Origin of the sequence: Marinobacter subterrani, from assembly GCF_001045555.1 — a bacterium.
Classification (GTDB): domain Bacteria; phylum Pseudomonadota; class Gammaproteobacteria; order Pseudomonadales; family Oleiphilaceae; genus Marinobacter; species Marinobacter subterrani.
The window spans coordinates 828,901-845,832 of sequence record NZ_LFBU01000002.1; the positions used below are offsets into that span (position 1 = coordinate 828,901).

General features: G+C 59.7%; 15 protein-coding genes. 9 read left to right on the forward strand and 6 right to left on the reverse strand.

Features of this window, described 5'->3' with window-relative positions; genetic code table 11:
- Positions 1-184: 184 nt before the first annotated feature.
- From msub_RS19745 to cpdA, 3 genes are all read left to right on the forward strand, one after another.
- The gene (locus msub_RS19745; RefSeq protein WP_048497808.1) at positions 185-802 is read left to right on the forward strand and encodes an NUDIX domain-containing protein; all 618 of its coding nucleotides are present in this window, start codon (positions 185-187) and stop codon (positions 800-802) included.
- On the forward strand, positions 802-1,287 hold the full coding sequence (locus tag msub_RS19750) for a DUF1249 domain-containing protein (protein WP_048497809.1): 486 nt from the start codon (positions 802-804) through the stop codon (positions 1,285-1,287). The genes msub_RS19745 and msub_RS19750 overlap by 1 nt, the downstream gene beginning before the upstream one ends.
- A 198-nt stretch (positions 1,288-1,485) precedes the next feature.
- Positions 1,486-2,292 (forward strand): 3',5'-cyclic-AMP phosphodiesterase, encoded by an 807-nt coding sequence (gene cpdA, locus msub_RS19755; RefSeq protein WP_048498045.1) that lies wholly within the window; start codon positions 1,486-1,488, stop codon positions 2,290-2,292.
- On the opposite strand, the gene metE is transcribed toward cpdA, so the two are convergent.
- Entirely contained in the window at positions 2,286-4,565 is a 2,280-nt protein-coding gene (gene metE / locus msub_RS19760) for a 5-methyltetrahydropteroyltriglutamate--homocysteine S-methyltransferase (protein WP_048497810.1), read from the reverse strand. The two genes, cpdA and metE, sit on opposite strands and share 7 nt — an antisense overlap.
- A gap of 120 nt (positions 4,566-4,685) precedes the next feature.
- On the opposite strand from metE, the gene msub_RS19765 reads away from it, so the two are divergent.
- The 3 genes from msub_RS19765 (at position 4,686) to msub_RS19775 (ending at position 7,418) form a co-directional block, all read left to right on the forward strand.
- Positions 4,686-5,576, forward strand: coding sequence for a LysR family transcriptional regulator (locus msub_RS19765; protein WP_048497811.1), 891 nt, complete (start codon positions 4,686-4,688; stop codon positions 5,574-5,576).
- 45 nt (positions 5,577-5,621) lie between these two features.
- Positions 5,622-6,014, forward strand: coding sequence for a glycine cleavage system protein GcvH (gene gcvH / locus msub_RS19770; RefSeq protein WP_048497812.1), 393 nt, complete (start codon positions 5,622-5,624; stop codon positions 6,012-6,014).
- A gap of 207 nt (positions 6,015-6,221) precedes the next feature.
- Entirely contained in the window at positions 6,222-7,418 is a 1,197-nt protein-coding gene (locus tag msub_RS19775; protein WP_048497813.1) for a class I SAM-dependent rRNA methyltransferase, read from the forward strand.
- A 29-nt stretch (positions 7,419-7,447) separates the two neighbouring features.
- Here msub_RS19775 and msub_RS19780 read toward each other — a convergent pair whose 3' ends face one another.
- Complete coding sequence (locus msub_RS19780) at positions 7,448-8,116, reverse strand: histidinol-phosphatase (protein ID WP_048497814.1); 669 nt, start codon at positions 8,114-8,116, stop codon at positions 7,448-7,450.
- Between the two features lie 171 nt (positions 8,117-8,287).
- Between msub_RS19780 and msub_RS19785 the strand changes: the two genes are divergently transcribed.
- The 3 genes from msub_RS19785 (at position 8,288) to msub_RS19795 (ending at position 12,501) form a co-directional block, all read left to right on the forward strand.
- Positions 8,288-8,818 carry an RNA pyrophosphohydrolase gene (locus msub_RS19785; protein ID WP_048497815.1) on the forward strand — a complete coding sequence of 177 codons (531 nt, stop codon included), beginning with the start codon at positions 8,288-8,290 and terminating at the stop codon, positions 8,816-8,818.
- Positions 8,819-8,832: 14 nt separating this feature from the next.
- Positions 8,833-11,139, forward strand: a complete 2,307-nt coding sequence (gene ptsP / locus msub_RS19790; RefSeq protein WP_048497816.1) for a phosphoenolpyruvate--protein phosphotransferase — start codon at positions 8,833-8,835, stop codon at positions 11,137-11,139.
- A 120-nt stretch (positions 11,140-11,259) separates the two neighbouring features.
- Positions 11,260-12,501 (forward strand): patatin-like phospholipase family protein, encoded by a 1,242-nt coding sequence (locus msub_RS19795; protein ID WP_048497817.1) that lies wholly within the window; start codon positions 11,260-11,262, stop codon positions 12,499-12,501.
- 57 nt (positions 12,502-12,558) lie between these two features.
- Here the strand turns inward: msub_RS19795 and hslU are convergent, their stop codons facing one another.
- The 4 genes from hslU to argS all read right to left on the reverse strand — a co-directional run bounded on the left by hslU (position 12,559) and on the right by argS (position 16,872).
- On the reverse strand, positions 12,559-13,887 hold the full coding sequence (hslU, locus tag msub_RS19800; RefSeq protein ID WP_048497818.1) for an ATP-dependent protease ATPase subunit HslU: 1,329 nt from the start codon (positions 13,885-13,887) through the stop codon (positions 12,559-12,561).
- Between the two features lie 12 nt (positions 13,888-13,899).
- Positions 13,900-14,430: an ATP-dependent protease subunit HslV gene (gene hslV / locus msub_RS19805; protein WP_048497819.1), complete on the reverse strand. Its 531-nt coding sequence runs from the start codon at positions 14,428-14,430 to the stop codon at positions 13,900-13,902.
- A 105-nt stretch (positions 14,431-14,535) separates the two neighbouring features.
- Entirely contained in the window at positions 14,536-15,180 is a 645-nt protein-coding gene (locus msub_RS19810; protein WP_048497820.1) for an SPOR domain-containing protein, read from the reverse strand.
- A gap of 6 nt (positions 15,181-15,186) precedes the next feature.
- A complete protein-coding gene (gene argS / locus msub_RS19815) occupies positions 15,187-16,872 on the reverse strand; it encodes an arginine--tRNA ligase (protein WP_048497821.1) in 1,686 nt (561 codons plus the stop codon).
- Positions 16,873-16,932: the final 60 nt, after the last annotated feature.

Below are 16,932 nucleotides of genomic sequence, written 5' to 3' on the forward strand. Positions count from 1 at the left end.
ATGGATGGCGGAGCTCAAGCGTCACATGGACGTGCCGTAAGGAGCGTGTTTTGGAAAGCCCACCCCGAGTCTGCCACTCTCCCAAGCAACAGTCTTGGGCCAGAACAGAATCAAAAGTCCAGAGCTTGAAGTCAAACCCAACAAAGGGCTATCGTTCAAAGTCGACTCAGCAACCGGACAAACGATGACCAAGCCGTTCCAGTTCAAAGCCAACGACGTCAAAGTCGAAAAACGCGAAACCGTCTTCCAGGGCTTCTTCCGCATGGACAAACTCTGGCTGACCCACCCGCGTTTTGATGGCCGGAACATGCCTGTATTTACCCGGGAGCTTTTTATCCGGGGCGATGCCACCTGCGTGCTTCCCTATGACCCCCAACGGGACGAAGTCGTGCTGCTGGAACAGTTTCGCCTTGGTGCCCTGAGCCACGACCAGTCCCCCTGGTTACTGGAACTGGTCGCCGGCATGAATGAAGACGGCGAAAGTCCGGAAGAGGTTGCCCAGCGTGAAGGCCAGGAAGAGGCCGGGCTGACATTTGCGCCGCTGGAAAAAATCTGCAATTACCTGGTGTCGCCTGGTGGCAGTACCGAGATGATTCATCTGTACTGTGGTCGCGTCAGCACCGAAGATGCCGGCGGGCTTTATGGCATGGAACACGAGCACGAGGATATCCGCGCTCACGTCGTCTCTGCAGACGATGCCATAGCGATGATCCACGATGGCCGGATCAACAATGCCGCCGCCATTATTGCCCTACAGTGGCTCGAACTGAATCGCGCCCGGTTGAGAGAAGGGTGGCAGTGATGGGTGAGTGGACCATGAAACCCAAGCGATACGTTCCGGATCTGCGCCAGCTTGGCGCCCTGTGTGACGGCAACTACCAGCGGCTTCGGAAGCTCCGTCAGTTGGAAGTGGACGGCAAGCCGGTCTGCGAATTCGAATTGCACCGGGAGAATCACTACCTCGGGCGGGTCCGCATCCAGGTTCTGCAGACCGCCAGGTTCACCGAAACCCTGCTGCTGGAGCAGGTTCACAACTCCGGACGCTGGCTCAACAACCCGCAAATGACTGTTCGGGTGTACCACGATGCGTCCATGGCAGAGGTCATCAGTTGCTACCGGGATCGCCAGATTGCCCCGGTCAATGATTACCCGAACCGCTTCATGCACCACCCGGACGAGAAGGTCCAGGTGAACGGCTTCCTGGCGGACTGGCTGGATTATTGTCTGCGGTTTGGTCACTTACCGATGGAACATGCGGCCTGGTCGGCCGGTGAAGGCGTCGACTGAAACATCGGGGCGGCAGGCAGGACTAAAGTGGGGTAGCGGCGTCCCGTGGATGTGCCATAGTTGTCAAAAATTGCAATATATCGTCAGAGCCTGGCCGGAATGTGACGTTTGTACGGTTCAGCAGTGATAAATCCGGGAACTGGCGTCGTACACTTGTTTCCAGACCAAGTGTTGTACAGCGAGCAGATTCAGGCACCCATGACCACCAACGAACAGGCCCGGACGCTTCGGGTATTGCAGTTGACCGATCCGCATCTGATGGCGCATGCCGACGGGGACCTGCTGGGTGTCAAGACCCGGGAGAGCCTGCAGGCGGTCATTGACGAAGTGCTGGAGACGCACGGCCAGCCCGATCTGATTCTGGCTACCGGGGATCTCGCCCAGGACGGCTCGGTGCAGGCCTACCGGGTGTTTGGCGAGAGCCTGAAGGTGTTTTCCTGTCCCTCTGCCTGGATTGCGGGCAACCACGACCATGTTGATAACCTGGCCAGGGTAGCCGGCGAGTATAACGCCAGTGCCCGCCACGTTATTCAGGGTGGCTGGCAATTCGTCATGCTGGATTCCTCCGTGCCCGGCAAGGTCTTTGGCGCACTGGCAGACTCGGAGCTGGAGTTCCTCGCCAGTACCCTGGAACAGCATCCGGATTTTCCGGCGGTCGTGGCCTTGCACCACCATCCGGTGGACATCGGCTCGGACTGGATGGAAAAGATCGGCCTCACCAACCGGGAGGCGTTCTGGCAGGTGGTGGACCGGTTCCCTCAGGTGAGAGTCGTCTTGTGGGGGCACATTCATCAGGAGCATGAGCGGGAACGCAACGGTGTGCAGCTGTTGGCCACGCCGTCTACCTGTATCCAGTTTACCTCCGGCTCCAGCAAGTTCTCGGTTGAGCACCTGCCGCCGGGTTATCGCTGGTTTGAATTCCATGACACCGGCGCCTTCACGACGGAAGTTCGCCGGGCCATGACGTTTGAATTCGAGCTGGACCAGAACAGCACCGGTTACTGAATCCCTTCCCGCAGTTCCCGGGCCGCGGCCACCATGTTTTCCAGCGCCGGAAGCACTTCCTCCCACTGGCGGGTTTTCAGGCCGCAGTCCGGGTTGATCCAGAGCCGCTCAGACGGAATCCGCTCCGCCGCTTTCGCCATCAGGGCCTTGATCTGCCCCTTTTCGGGGATGTTGGGAGAATGGATGTCGTAGACGCCGGGGCCAATGTCGTTGGGGTACTCAAAGCCTCGGAACGCGTCAAGAAGTTCCATATCCGACCGTGATGTCTCGATGGTGATGACGTCGGCATCCATCCGGGCGATGGCCTCGATGATGTCGTTGAACTCGGAATAGCACATGTGGGTATGGATCTGGGTTTCATCGCGAACCCCATTGGCGGCAATGCGGAATGCCTCGATCGCCCAGTCCAGGTAGTCGTTCCAGTCGGCTTTACGAAGCGGGAGCCCTTCGCGCAGGGCCGCTTCGTCTATCTGGATAATGCCAGCGCCGGCGGCCTCCAGGTCCAGGACTTCCTCCCGAATCGCCAGGGCCAGTTGCAGGCAGGTCTCCCTGCGGGGCTGGTCGTCGCGCACAAAGGACCAGTTGAGAATGGTCACCGGGCCGGTCAGCATGCCCTTTACCGGCTTTTCGGTCAGCGACTGGGCATAACGAATCCAGTCCAGGGTCATGGCGCCGGGCCGGGAAATATCGCCGAACAGAATGGGCGGTTTCACGCAGCGGGAGCCGTAGGACTGGACCCAACCGAACTGGCTGAAGGCATAGCCTGCAAGCTGCTCGCCGAAGTACTCAACCATGTCATTTCGCTCCGCTTCGCCGTGCACCAGAACATCGAGGCCCAGGGCTTCCTGCCGGTCAATGCAGTGGCTTACTTCCTCCCGGATTCGTTGGATGTAGGCCGCTTCCGTAAGTTCTCCCCTGCGGAATTGCAGCCGGGCCTGGCGAATGTCCCGGGTTTGCGGGAAAGACCCGATGGTGGTTGTGGGGAAGCGTGGCAAGCCAAGTTTCTGTTGCTGGGCGGTTATGCGTTCCGGGTAAGTGCGTTGCCGCTTGCCGAGCGACGGGGTGATGGCTCCGGTTCGGGCCCGGACGGAGGAATGATGAACGCGCCCGGACAGTGCCCGGCTGTGGATGGCGGCGGTCGACTCCGCAAGCTGTTTGCGAACAGACGATCGGCCGTGATTGAGTGCCGCGGCCAGAACATTCAGCTCGTCCAGCTTCTGGGTCGCGAAGGCCAGCCAGCTGCGAATTTCCGGGTCCAGGGTTTCTTCGCTTCCGAGTTCCACCGGGACATGCAGCAGGGAACAGGAGGGCGCGAGCCAGAGGCGGCCGCCCAGCTTGTCATGGACCGGCTCCAGCCAGTCCAGTGTGGTTTCAAGGTTTGCCCGCCAGATGTTCCGGCCGTTAACCACGCCCAGGGAAAGTTGCTTGTGGGCGGGCAGCCAGTCCACGACCCGCGCCACTTCCTGTGGTGCGCTGATGGCATCAAGGTGCAACCCGGCGACGGGCAGTTCGCACGCCAGTTGCAGGTTTTCCCGCAACTCGCCGAAGTAAGTGGTTACCAACAGTTTGGTGTTGCTGGTTTTGAGATGGTGATAGGCCAGGTTGAAGGCATGGCGCCAGTCCGCATCCAGGTCGGTCACCAGCGCCGGTTCGTCCACCTGGACCCAGTCGATACCGTGGTTTGCGAGCAGATCAAGAAGTTCCGAATACACCGGCAGAAGGGCGCCGAGCAGCGCCAGCCGGTCACTGTTGTCCTTGGCTTTACCCAGCCAGAGATACGTCACCGGGCCGATGATGACCGGTTTCGGCGACAATCCCTGGGCCCGGGCTTCGATGATCTGCTCGATCAGCCGGTCGCCATTGAGCTGGAAACGGGTGTGCTGGTGAAACTCCGGGACAATGTAGTGGTAGTTGGTATCGAACCATTTGGTCATTTCGCCGGCCTGCACGCCGCAGCAGGAAGATTCCCGTCCGGATCGGCCCCGGGCCAGCCGGAAATAGCGTTCCAGCTCGCTGCCGCCGGCCTGGTTCACTCGCTCGGGCAGGTTGCCAAGAGTGACGCTCATATCCAGCACCTGATCGTAAAACGAGAAGTCGCCTACGGGCACCTGGTCGAGATTCCGCTGGTTCTGCCAGTGCTTTCGGCGCAAATCGGCGCCTGTGATTTGCAGTTCTTCTTCGCCGATCTGCCCCTTCCAGAAAGCTTCCTGGGCAAATTTCAGTTCCCGGCGGGCGCCAATGCGCGGGAAGCCGAGATTGTGGGTGGTTACCATGGTGCTGTCCTCTGTTCGGTCGTGTTGTTTGCAATGGCGAGCAGGTTATCGCTCTTGAGGAATGAAAAATAATGGTAATATTTCAGCTTTCCATGAAAACTGCTCATGTATGGAGTTGAAATGATCGAGCGCAATCATCTGGAGATTCTCCGGGCGGTGGATCTGCAGGGGTCCCTGACGGCGGCTGCCGAGCGGCTGCACCTGACCCAGTCCGCCCTGAGCCATTCTGTTCGCAAGCTGGAACAGCAACTAGGTACCGACATCTGGGTGCGGGAGGGGCGACAGCTCCGGTTGACCCAGTCTGGTGAGTATTTACTTTCGCTCGCCAACAGGCTGTTGCCACAAATGGAGCATGCGGAGATGCTGGTCGGGCAGTTTGCCAAAGGTCAGCGTGGCACGCTGCGCATAGGGATGGAGTGCCACCCCTGTTACCAGTGGCTGCTCAAGGTGGTGGGGCCATACCTCGAGCACTGGCCCGGGGTGGATGTGGATGTGAAGCAGAAGTTCCAGTTCGGCGGCATTGGCGCCCTGTTTGGCCATGATATCGACATGCTGGTGACGCCGGATCCGTTGCACCGGCCGGGGCTGGTCTTTGAGCCGGTGTTTGATTATGAGCAGGTTCTGGTGGTGGGGGCGGATCATCCGTTGGCCGGCAAAGCCTGGGCGGAGCCGGAAGATCTGGAGAGAGAAGTCCTGATTACCTATCCGGTGGAGATTGAGCGGCTGGATATCTACACGCGTTTTCTGCTGCCGGCCCACACCAGCCCGGCGCGGCATAAAACCATCGAAACCACGGACATCATGCTGCAGATGGTGGCCGCCGGTCGGGGGGTGGCGGCATTGCCACGGTGGCTGGTGGAGGACTACGGCGCACGGATTCCGGTGAGGCCGGTGCAGCTTGGTGAGGCGGGTATTCCCAAACAGATCTTTCTGGGCCTTCGCGAGCGGGACCGGGAGGTGGATTATCTGAATTCGTTCATGAAGCTGGCAAGAGAGGTTCGCTGGCGTTAACGTCTTCAGTTAAACTGCGCAAAAATTTGTTCAGGAAACCAGATTATGAGTGAGATACCCGCAGACCTGAAATACATTGAGACCCACCAGTGGGTTCGCGTGTCCGATGACGGCACGGCGACGGTCGGTATTACAGATTTTGCCCAGGAGCAACTGGGGGATGTGGTCTATATCGGGGTTCCGGATGTGGGCGCCACCGTTAATGGCGGAGAGGAAGCCGGCGTCGCGGAGTCGGTCAAGTCGGCTTCGGATGTGTTCAGTCCGGTGACTGGTGAGGTTATCGAGGTGAATGAGAGTCTTGAGGATGAGCCAGAGAAGGTCAATGAGGATCCTTATGGCGACGGCTGGCTGTACAAGGTGAAGCTGGCGGATGCCGGTGAGCTGGACGGCCTGATGGACGCCGCCGCATATTCGGAGCATGTGGCTGCCGAGGAGTAATGCCTTTTTTGTGACCTCTGTGCAGGAGCGGGCGGGCAGGGCTTTCGAAAACACGCTCCTTGCGGCACATCCCTGTGGCGCTTGGGCTCCGCCATCCATGGCTCCGCACAGTTTTCGAAAGCCCTGCCCGCCCGCTCCCATACCTTGTAGCATACCTCTACAGGCTATAATCGCGTTTTCTTTCCCCTGTCTGGCTGGTGTTTGTACATGAATTTTCCGATTTTATATCTTCGAAAAGGCGCCGAGCGCCGCCTCCGTGCTGGCCATCTCTGGGTTTACAGCAACGAAGTGGATACCCGCCGCAGTCCGCTAACGGACTTTGAAGCCGGCGTTCAGGCGGAGCTTCGGGCTTCGAATGACAAGCCGTTGGGGACGGTATTCGTGAATCCCCATGCGCTGATCTGTGGCCGGCTGATCAGTCGGGATGCGGGGCATGGCATGACGCCGCAGCGCCTGACCCAGCGCATGGAAGTAGCTCTGGAGTTGCGGAACCGGCTGTTTGACAAGCCGTTCTATCGCTGGGTATTCGGAGACAGTGACGGGCTTTCGGGGCTGGTGATCGACCGGTTTGATTCTACGGTGGTGGTGCAGATTTCCACCGCTGGTATGGAGCTGATGAAGGAGGCGGTTGTCCGGGCGATTCAGCGGCTGGTGCATCCTGAGGCGATCATCCTCAAGAACGATGGCAAGATGCGCAAGGTGGAGGGCCTGGATACCTATGTCGAGCAGGCCCATGGTTCAGAGGTCAGTCTGCTGCAGGTTGAGGAGAACGGCGTCCGGTTCGAGGTGCCGCTGGAAGGCGGTCAGAAGACGGGCTGGTTCTATGATCACCGGATGAACCGTGCGCGGTTGCAGGCCTATGCACCGGGCAAGCGGGTGCTGGATGTGTTCAGTTACGTCGGTGGCTGGGGAATTCAGGCGGCCTGTGCCGGGGCCACTCAGGTAACCTGTGTCGACAGTTCGGCCGGTGCGATCGATTCGGTTCACCACAATGCCAGGCTCAATGGCCTGGAAAATGTCGAAACCATTGAAGGCGATGCCTTTGAGGCACTGAAGGCGCTGGCGGATGAGAAGGAAAAGTACGACGTGGTGGTGCTGGATCCGCCGGCGCTGATTCCCCGGCGCCGGGATCAGAAGGCGGGGGAAGAGGCGTATGCCCGGCTGAACCAGCTTGGGCTGCGGTTGCTGGAGCGGGACGGCATTCTGGTGTCCGCATCCTGCTCCATGCATCTGTCGCAGGAGAAGTTGGTGGACATCATCCGGGGCAGTGGTCGGAAGATCGACCGTTTCGTGCAGTTGCTGGAGCAGGGGCATCAGGCGCCGGACCACCCGGTGATTCCGGGCATTCCCGAGACCGATTACATCAAATCCTGCTTCGTCCGCTCACTGACCGGCTTTTTCTGAAGGGTGAAAGCGGGGTCAGATGAAAGCTTTCATCTGACCCCATGTTCACGCAGTGACATCACTTTCCAGCCACTCTCCCGGGCGAACGCCTCGAGCGTCGGGTCCGGGTCAACGGCAACCGGGTTATCCACTTTCTTCAGCAGTGGCAGGTCGTTGTGGGAGTCGCTGTAGAACCAGGCGCCCTCAAGTGTCTGGCCATGGGCGTCGAGCCAGTCGTTCAGCCGTACAACCTTGCCATCCTGAAAGCTGGGGGTTCCCGCCACTTCGCCGGTGTAGCGGCCGTTCACCAGTTCCGGCTCGGTGGCAATCAGGTGCTCAATGCCAAGCGCTTCGGCAATGGGCTCGGTGACGAAACGGTTGGTGGCAGTAATGATCATCAGGGTGTGGCCCTGCTCCCGGTGGCTGTTCAGGAGGTCCTCCGCGCTGGCCTGCATCATGGGGCGTACTTTTTTCTCCATGAAGGCTTCCCGCCAGGCCAGTAGCTCGCTCATGTTGTGGCTGGCCAGGGGCTGCAGGGCGAAACCGAGATAGTGCAGGATGTCCAGCTCGCCGTTCAGGTATTCCTGGTAGAAGCGGTCGTTGGCAAGGCGGTATTCCTCGGCATCCACAATGCCTTCCTCTACCAGAAAGTCCCCCCAGGCATGGTCGCTGTCGCCGGCCAGAAGGGTGTTGTCCAGATCAAAAATCGCGAGCGTCAAGCAGTTACCTCCGGTGATCAAGGGCTTGCGGTAAAGCGCCAAGTCTATCACGACCTGTCCTCAACGGCTCCGTTTGCCGAACCCTTGGGATTCTGTAAGAATGAGAGCAACTTGGACAAATCCGACCGGTGAATTTTTAGCCGGTCCACCGACTTTTAAGAGGACTGTGCCGTGATCGATTCAGACGGTTTCAGACCCAACGTCGGAATCATTCTGGCCAACCACAGGGGAGAAGTTCTCTGGGCAAGGCGAATAGGGCAGGACTCCTGGCAGTTTCCACAAGGTGGCATCAAGCATGATGAATCCCCCGAGGAAGCACTGTACCGGGAGCTTGGAGAGGAGATCGGCCTCTGTGCGAAGGATGTGGAAATCATCAGTTGCACCCGGGGCTGGTTGAGGTATCGGCTCCCGAGGAGGATGGTACGCCATAACTCGCACCCCGTTTGCGTGGGCCAAAAACAGAAATGGTTCCTGCTGAGGATGTTATCGCCGGATGCGCAGGTGTGCGTGGACGGCACGGAGTCACCGGAATTCGACGGCTGGCAGTGGGTAAGCTACTGGTATCCGCTGGCCCAGGTGGTTTCATTCAAACGTGAAGTGTATCGACGCGCGCTGAGAGAGCTCGCGCCCCGGCTGTTCTACGACATGGAGCAGTGGCACAGGGCGGAGCAGAACCGGCGCTTAAAGGAACAACAGAAATGACGGACTGACCCGCCATGCTGAGCATTCTGCGAAGTCTAGTACAAGAGGTAAACAGCGCCCGCGATCTGCAGGAGGCGCTGGATATCATCGTATCGCGGGTGCAGAAGGCCATGGGGACCGAAGTCTGTTCCGTCTATCTGCTCGACCCTGCCACCAACCGCTATATCCTGATGGCCACCGAAGGTCTTTACCGCAAGGCCGTCGGGCAGGTCAGTCTGGCCTATTCCGAAGGCCTCGTCGGCCTTGTGGGTTCCCGCGAGGAGCCCATCAATCTGGAAGATGCGCCATCCCATCCGCGCTACCGTTACTTCCCGGAAACCGGTGAAGAGCGGTTCCGGTCCTTCCTGGGGGTTCCCATCATCCACCACCGCCGGGTGCTGGGTGTGCTGGTTGTGCAGCAGAGGGAAAGCTCCCGGTGTTTTGATGAGGGTGAAGAGGCCTTTCTGGTCACCGTCTCGGCGCAGTTGGCCGGTGTTATTGCCCACAGCGAGGCGACCGGTGCCATCAGCGGCCTGTCACTGACCGGTGAGGAGGCTCACGATGTCAGCTTCAGCGGCGTGCCCGGAGCGCCGGGCGTGGCTATTGGCAGTGGGGTCGTGGTTTACCCGTCGGCCGACCTGGACGTAGTTCCTGAGAAGCCCACCGAGGATATTGATGGGGAACTGGCACTGTTCCGGTCGGCGGTGAATGCGGTGCGCGAAGACATCGAACGCGTGGCGAAACGGCTCGCCTCCCAGTTGCGCCCGGAAGAACAGGCGCTGTTTGATGTCTATCTGAGAATGCTGGGCGACGATGCCATGCCCGGTGAGGTCGCCAACAAGATCCGGGAGGGAATCTGGGCGCAGGGTGCGTTGAAGCAGGTGGTTCAGCAGTATGTCCGCCACTTCGAGATGATGGACGATCACTACCTTCAGGAGCGCGCGGTTGATATCCGGGATCTGGGTCGCCGGTTGCTGTCCCACCTTCAGGAGGGTGAGCAGAAGCATCTGAACTATCCCGAGCGGACCGTTCTGGTCAGCGAAGAGCTGACGCCGGCCATGCTGGGTGAGGTACCCAAGGGGCAGTTGGTGGGCCTGGTGTCAGTCAAGGGCTCAAGCAACTCCCACGTCGCGATTCTTGCCCGCGCCATGGGCGTGCCCACCGTGATGGGGCTGGTGGATATCCCGGTGAACCAGCTTGATGGCAAGGAGCTGATTGTTGACGGCTTTGAGGGGCAGATCTTTGCGTCGCCCTCCTCGGACCTGCGGTCCTACTATCAGGCGATCTGCGATGAAGAAGACGAGCTGATCCGGGGTCTTGAGGTTCTGAAAGACAAGCCCTGCGAAACCACCGATCATCACCGGGTTTCGCTGCTGGTCAATACCGGGCTGATGACGGACGTTGTTCGCTCGCTGTCCCACGGCGCTGAAGGCATTGGCCTGTACCGCACCGAAGTGCCGTTCATGATCAAGGACCGGTTTCCCTCCGAGCAGGAGCAGAGGGAGTATTACCGGGAGCAACTGGAAGCCTTTGCGCCCAGCCCGGTCACCATGCGCACCCTGGACATCGGCGGCGACAAGGCGTTGACCTATTTCCCGATCAAGGAGGAAAACCCCTTCCTGGGCTGGCGGGGTATCCGGGTCACGCTGGATCATCCGGAAATTTTCCTGGTTCAGGTGCGGGCCATGCTCAAGGCAAGCGAAGGCCTGAATAACCTGCAGATCATGCTGCCGATGATCTCCAATATCTCCGAGGTGGAAGAGTCCCTGCACCTGATTTACCGGGTCTACCATGAGGTCCGTGAAGAGGGCTACGACATTCATATGCCCAAGGTTGGGGTGATGGTCGAGATTCCCGCCGCGGTCTACCAGATCCGCGAGCTGGCCGACCGGGTCGATTTCCTCTCGGTGGGCTCAAACGACCTGACCCAGTACCTGCTGGCGGTAGACCGCAACAACCCGAGGGTGGCCCAGCTCTATCATTCCTATCACCCGGCCGTGCTGCAGGCGCTGGTCCGGATTGCCCAGGATGCGCACTCGGTCGGCAAGCCGGTGGGCATCTGCGGCGAGCTGGCCGGTGATCCCGGTGGCGCGCTGCTGCTCATGGCCATGGGCTACGATTCCCTGTCGATGAACGCAGCCAGCCTGCCCAAGGTCAAGTCAGTGATTCGCAGCGTCAGCCGGGAATGGGCTGTGCAGCTACTGGAAGACGTGCTTTTGCTGGATTCGCCCCATGTCATCAAGAGCTGTGTGGATCTGGCGCTGAGAAATGCGGGTTTTGGCCGCTACCTGAGGCCCGGCAAGTCCAGCGCCATGGCGGTTTCCGAAGCGGCTGTTTCCTGACAGCAGAGCGCTTTGGTGAATATAGGGTGTGAATTCTAAAACCGGTTGTTACCTTGGTATCTCCCGTATCCGGCGGGCCAGAAAACGGGCGCGCATTCTTTCACCGGACAAGGAAAGGCTATGAAGGCACCTGCTGATCTCAAATCCGCTCCCCGCATCGGGCTTGCCCTGGGCGGAGGAGGCCCTTTAGGCGGAATTTACGAGATTGGAGCCCTGCGAGCCCTGGATGAAGCGCTGGACGGCCTTGATTTCAACAATATCGATGTTTATGTCGGGGTGAACGCCGGTTCTTTTGTGGCGGCGAACCTGGCAAACCAGATGACCACGGCGCAACTGTGCCGGATTTTCGTGCGTAATGAGGCGGAAGTTCACCCCTTTCACCCGGAAGTCTTCTACCGCCCTGCCTTCCGCGAATTCGGCAGTCGGCTGCTGGCGGTACCGGGGCTGGTTTCTACCGCGGTGCGCCGGTTTGTTAATAATCCCTACGATCAGAGCCTGCTGGAAGCCATGACCATTCTCGCCCAGGCAGCGCCGGCGGGACTGTTTGATAATGAAGGGCTGCACGAGTACCTCAAGCGTGCCTTCACCATGCTGGGGCGAACCAACGATTTTCGTCAGCTCAAGCGCAGCCTCTACATTGTGGCGGCTGACGTCGAGAGCACGGAGGCCGTCTGTTTTGGTGCCCCGGGCTTCGATCATGTGCCCATCTCCAGGGCCATTCAGGCGAGCACCTCGTCGCCGGGCCTGTATGTGCCGGTCGATATCGATGGCCGGTTTTACGTAGACGGCACCCTGCGCAAGGGTTTGCACGCATCCGTCGCCTTTGAGGACGGAGCCGACCTGGTGTTTGCGGTAAATCCCCAGGTGCCCATCGATGCCAGTGCCGCCGTGCGCGCCGGAACGATGAAGCCGGGCGAGCTGACCCGGTCGGGTATGCCCAACCTGCTGTCCCAGATGTTCCGCACCATGGTCTACTCACGGATGCAGTCGGGTATTGCCCAGTATGCCCGGGATTATCCGGACAAGGACATTCTTCTGTTCGAGCCCACCCGCGACGACGCCAAGCTGTTTTTCGCCAATGTGTTCAGCTTCCAGTCACGGCGTATGGTATGCGAACACGCCTACCAGATGACCCGGCGCGACCTTCTGAACCGGGCAGACCAGTTGGAGCCCAAACTGGCGAAGTACGGCATCAAGCTTCGGCGGGACCGTCTTGAAGACGAGCAACGCACGATCAGTACCAGCCTTTACGGTGAAATGCTGCCGCTTTATGTCGCCAAGGGCCGAAAGAAAAGAGATGAGAAGGGGAGGCTGGCCACCGGCCTCGAGAACGTTACGCACCTTTTCTCGAAAGCCGAATAGTTCGGGGTCAGATGAAAACGGGGTCAGATGAACTTTTCATCTGACCCCGGGTTAACCTCAGAGAATGTACCGGCTAAGATCCTCGTCTTCCGCCAGTTCTCCAAGCCTTTCATCGACGTACTCGGCGGTCACTTCAAAGCCATCGGTGACACCGTCACCGGCATCGAAGGACAGTGACTCGAGCAGCCGTTCAAGTACGGTATGCAGCCGTCGGGCACCGATGTTCTCGGTGGTCTCGTTAACCTTCCAGGCAACCTCGGCAATGCGGGCAATGGCGTCTTCCCGGAACGTCAGTTTTACGCCCTCGGTTAGCATCAAGGCCTCGTACTGCTGAACCAGGGATGCATCCGGTTCGGTCAGGATGCGCTTGAAGTCCTCAGGTGTGAGGGCCTGCAGCTCCACCCGGATCGGCAAGCGGCCCTGAAGCTCGGGAATGAGATCCGAAGGCTTGGACAGGTGGAACGCGCCGGAGGCGATAAACAGGATGTGATCAGTGCGTATCGCGCCATACTTGGTGCTGACGGTGCTGCCTTCGATCAGCGGCAGAAGATCACGCTGGACGCCTTCGCGAGACACATCCGATGAGGTGTTCTCAGAGCGCTTGGCAACCTTGTCGATTTCATCGATGAACACGATGCCGTTCTGCTCCACCGCCTGCACGGCCTTCTGCTTGATCTCTTCGTCGTTGACCAGCTTGGCGGCCTCTTCTTCCTTGACGCGCTTCAGGGCGTCCGAGACCTTCATCTTGCGGGTCTTGCGCTTGTCGGATGAGAGGTTCGAGAACATGCTTTGCAGCTGGTTGGTCATCTCCTCCATGCCCGGCGGCGCCATGATTTCCACGCCGGCCCCGGAATTGCGCAGGTCAATCTCGATTTCCTTGTCGTCCAGTTCGCCCTCCCGGAGCTTCTTCCGGAACAGCTGGCGGGTGGAGGAGTCGGAACTGCGCTGGCTGTCCTCGTTGAAATCCCTTGGTGGCGGGATCAGAGCATCCAGGATACGTTCTTCCGCGGCGTCCAGTGCCCGGCCTTCATGGCGCTTCATCTCAGTTTCGCGAAGCATCTTGACAGCCATGTCCGCCAGGTCCCGGATAATCGATTCGACGTCCCGGCCGACGTAACCCACTTCGGTGAACTTGGTAGCTTCCACCTTCAGGAAGGGCGCGTCGGCCAGCTTGGCCAGCCGCCGGGCAATCTCGGTTTTACCGACACCCGTGGGGCCGATCATCAAAATGTTCTTGGGGGTGATCTCATCGCGCAGGCTGCTGTCCAGCTGCATCCGGCGCCAGCGATTTCTCAGGGCGATGGCTACCGCCCGCTTGGCTTCTTGCTGACCCACGATGTGTTTGTTGAGCTCGTGGACAATCTCACGGGGAGTCATTGCAGACATGGTCGCTCCGGATCAGTCGTTTTTGGAGAGCACTTCAAGGGTGCGATTGTGGTTGGTGTAGATGCAGATATCCGCGGCGATATCCAGGCCCTTCTCGACAATCTCATGGGCGGAAAGGTCTGTATTCTCGAGCAGGGCCCGGGCCGACGCCTGGGCAAAGGGGCCGCCTGAACCGATGGCAATCAGGCCCTGTTCCGGCTCGATGACATCGCCGTTTCCGGTAATGATCAGCGAGGCGGTTTTGTCGGCTACCGCCAGCAAGGCTTCGAGCCTGCGTAATGCCCGGTCCGTTCGCCAGTCTTTCGCCAGCTCCACCGCGGCTCTGGTGAGGTTACCCTGGTGCTTCTCGAGCTGGGCCTCGAACCGCTCAAACAGGGTGAAGGCATCTGCCGTGCCACCAGCAAAGCCGGCAATCACCTTGCCATTGTAGAGGCGGCGTACCTTCCGGGCATTGCCTTTCATCACGGTATTGCCCAGGGAAACCTGGCCGTCGCCACCCATGGCAACTTCGTCATCGCGGCGAACGGAAAGAATGGTAGTCATTTGGGCTCCAATTGCCTGGTTAAACTTGGTATCCGCAAGTTATGGAGGCGCATGGTCGGAATTCAAGAGGTATTTTTGCCGGGATCCCGCCCGGGGTGGGGACGATCAATCTTTCTTGGGAATCTTCCGGGCCAGGGGCTCGATATTGATCGTAACCAGTTTGTCGATTGCGGCGTTCATCGCGCTCCGCGAGGTGAACGGTCCAACGTTCACCCGGTACCACACAGAACCGTTGTCCAGATCGATCCGCTGAACACTAGCACGCAGGCCCTGGAAGGCAATCTGCGCCCGCTGGCGTTCGGCATCTTCCTTGCTTCGGAAGGAACCGGACTGGACGATGTAGTTGACATCCTGCCTGGCGGGCCCGGGGTTGTACTCCTCCACGTCAGGGGGCACCACTTCGGATTCCGGTAACATGTCGTAGAAACGGAATCCCGGTTTCTGGTCTTCCTGGCGGGCCGTCTCCGCCGGCATTGAGGTTGTCTTCCGGGCCGGTTTGTCAGCTATTGGCGGAACGGTCGCGGCCGGGCCGGGCGGCAGAGAGTTGAGGTAGACGATAAACCCGATAAACCCCCCGACCGCTGCCAGGGACAGGATCCATTTCAGCGACAAGCCCCCGTGCTGCGAGCGGGCAGTGGCAGCCGGTTTCGCCCTGGTGGCTTTCGCCTTGGCCGGCTTTCCGGGCTTGCGGCGCGGGGTGGCCGAAGCCTTGGCAGATGGCCTGTCTTTGCGGGCGTAATCTCGGGACATGCGGCTTTACATCTCTTCCGGGGCGCTCACGCCCAGCAAATCCAGCCCGTTGGCGATAACCTGCCGGACTGCCAGGTAAAGGCTGATACGGGCATCTCGTGTTGCCGTGTCCTCGATCAACACCTTGTGAGCGTTGTAGTATGTGTGGAACTGCCCCGCCAGATCTCTCAGATAGTGAGTCAGGTGATGCGGCTCCCGCTGGGCGGCGGAGTTGGCGATCAGCTCCGGATATTTTGCCAACTGGTTGGCCAGCTCTTTTTCCTCGTCCAGAGTCAGCAGTGACAGGTCGCCCACGCATTCATTACGGCCGCGCTTCACGCCTTCCTCGGCCAGTTTCCGAAGCACGCTGCAGATGCGCGCATGGGCATACTGAATGTAATAGACCGGGTTTTCGTTGGTCTGCGAGCGGGCCAGGTCGATATCGAAGGTCAACTGGGAATCAACCCGACGGGCGGCCAGGAAGAAACGGGTGGCGTCGCGGCCAACTTCATCAATCAGGTCCCGGACGGTCACGTAGCTGCCGGCGCGCTTGGAGATTTTCACTTCCTGGCCAGAGCGGGTCACCATCACCATCTGGTGCAGAACGTAGTCGGGCCAGCCTTGGGGAATGCCGGCGTTCAGCGCCTGCAAACCGGCCCGAACGCGGGTAACGGTCGAGTGGTGATCGGCGCCCTGTTCGTTGATAACGGTGGTAAAGCCCCGCTGCCATTTATCCAGGTGGTAGGCCACATCCGGCAGGAAGTAGGTGTAGCCACCGTCCTTCTTGCGCATGACCCGGTCCTTGTCATCGCCAAACTCTGTTGTTTTCAGCCAAAGGGCACCGTCCTGCTCGTAGGTGTAGCCGTTTTCCTGAAGGCGCTTGACCGTGGCTTCTACCTTGCCTTCCTCGTAGAGAGAGGACTCGAGGAAATAGACATCAAACTGGACCCCGAAGGCTTTCAGGTCGAGATCCTGCTCGCGGCGCAGGTAGGCCACGGCGAATTCGCGGATGGCGTCCCGGTCTTCCGGGTCCGCCTTGGCAGTGACTTCCCGATCATCCGCTGTGACCGTGTCGCCAGCAAGGTAGGCCTTGGCTACGTCGACGATGTAATCGCCGCGATAGCCATCCGCCGGCCAGCTCTCGTCGTCCGGCGACAGGCCCTTTACCCGGGCCTGGACCGAGAGCGCCAGGTTATCAATCTGGGCCCCGGCGTCGTTGTAATAGAACTCCCGGGTAACATCGTAACCATTGGCTTCCAGCAGCCGGCAAAGACAGTCGCCAATGGCCGCACCACGGCCATGACCAACGTGGAGGGGGCCGGTGGGGTTGGCCGAAACAAACTCCACCTGCACTTTCTCGCCCTTGCCCTGATCGTTACGGCCAAAACGGTCACCTTCAGACAGTATGGTGTTGACCACTTCGAAGGCACTGGCCGTGCTCATGAAGAAATTGATAAAGCCCGGTCCGGCGATTTCCACCTTCTCCACGGCCTTGCTCGGCGGCAGCTTTTCGATCAGCGCTTCTGCCAGCTTCCGGGGCGGGCAGCCGGCTGCCTTTGAGGCAACCAGGGCAATATTGCAGGCGTAGTCGCCATGGGACTTGTCCTTGGTATTGCCCACCTGGGGCGTGAAGGACTGGTCCGAAGGCAGCGTGCCATCGGATTGAAGTGCGGCCAGCGCAGACTGGAGCAGATCGGAAACGGTCTCTTTCATGCTGTCAGGTGACTCGATTTACAGGAGAATTGGCGTTGGGGCGGGGCGCCCTTTGGAAAC

Coding starts and splice junctions, on each gene's coding strand:
- msub_RS19795 (WP_048497817.1), top strand. CDS start 11,260: ATGAAGGCACCTGCTGATCTCAAATCCGCTCCCCGCATCGGGCTTGCC.
- gcvH (WP_048497812.1), top strand. CDS start 5,622: ATGAGTGAGATACCCGCAGACCTGAAATACATTGAGACCCACCAGTGG.
- msub_RS19750 (WP_048497809.1), top strand. CDS start 802: ATGGGTGAGTGGACCATGAAACCCAAGCGATACGTTCCGGATCTGCGC.
- ptsP (WP_048497816.1), top strand. CDS start 8,833: ATGCTGAGCATTCTGCGAAGTCTAGTACAAGAGGTAAACAGCGCCCGC.
- cpdA (WP_048498045.1), top strand. CDS start 1,486: ATGACCACCAACGAACAGGCCCGGACGCTTCGGGTATTGCAGTTGACC.
- hslU (WP_048497818.1), bottom strand. CDS start 13,887: ATGTCTGCAATGACTCCCCGTGAGATTGTCCACGAGCTCAACAAACAC.
- metE (WP_048497810.1), bottom strand. CDS start 4,565: ATGGTAACCACCCACAATCTCGGCTTCCCGCGCATTGGCGCCCGCCGG.
- msub_RS19765 (WP_048497811.1), top strand. CDS start 4,686: ATGATCGAGCGCAATCATCTGGAGATTCTCCGGGCGGTGGATCTGCAG.
- hslV (WP_048497819.1), bottom strand. CDS start 14,430: ATGACTACCATTCTTTCCGTTCGCCGCGATGACGAAGTTGCCATGGGT.
- msub_RS19810 (WP_048497820.1), bottom strand. CDS start 15,180: ATGTCCCGAGATTACGCCCGCAAAGACAGGCCATCTGCCAAGGCTTCG.
- msub_RS19745 (WP_048497808.1), top strand. CDS start 185: ATGACCAAGCCGTTCCAGTTCAAAGCCAACGACGTCAAAGTCGAAAAA.
- msub_RS19775 (WP_048497813.1), top strand. CDS start 6,222: ATGAATTTTCCGATTTTATATCTTCGAAAAGGCGCCGAGCGCCGCCTC.
- argS (WP_048497821.1), bottom strand. CDS start 16,872: ATGAAAGAGACCGTTTCCGATCTGCTCCAGTCTGCGCTGGCCGCACTT.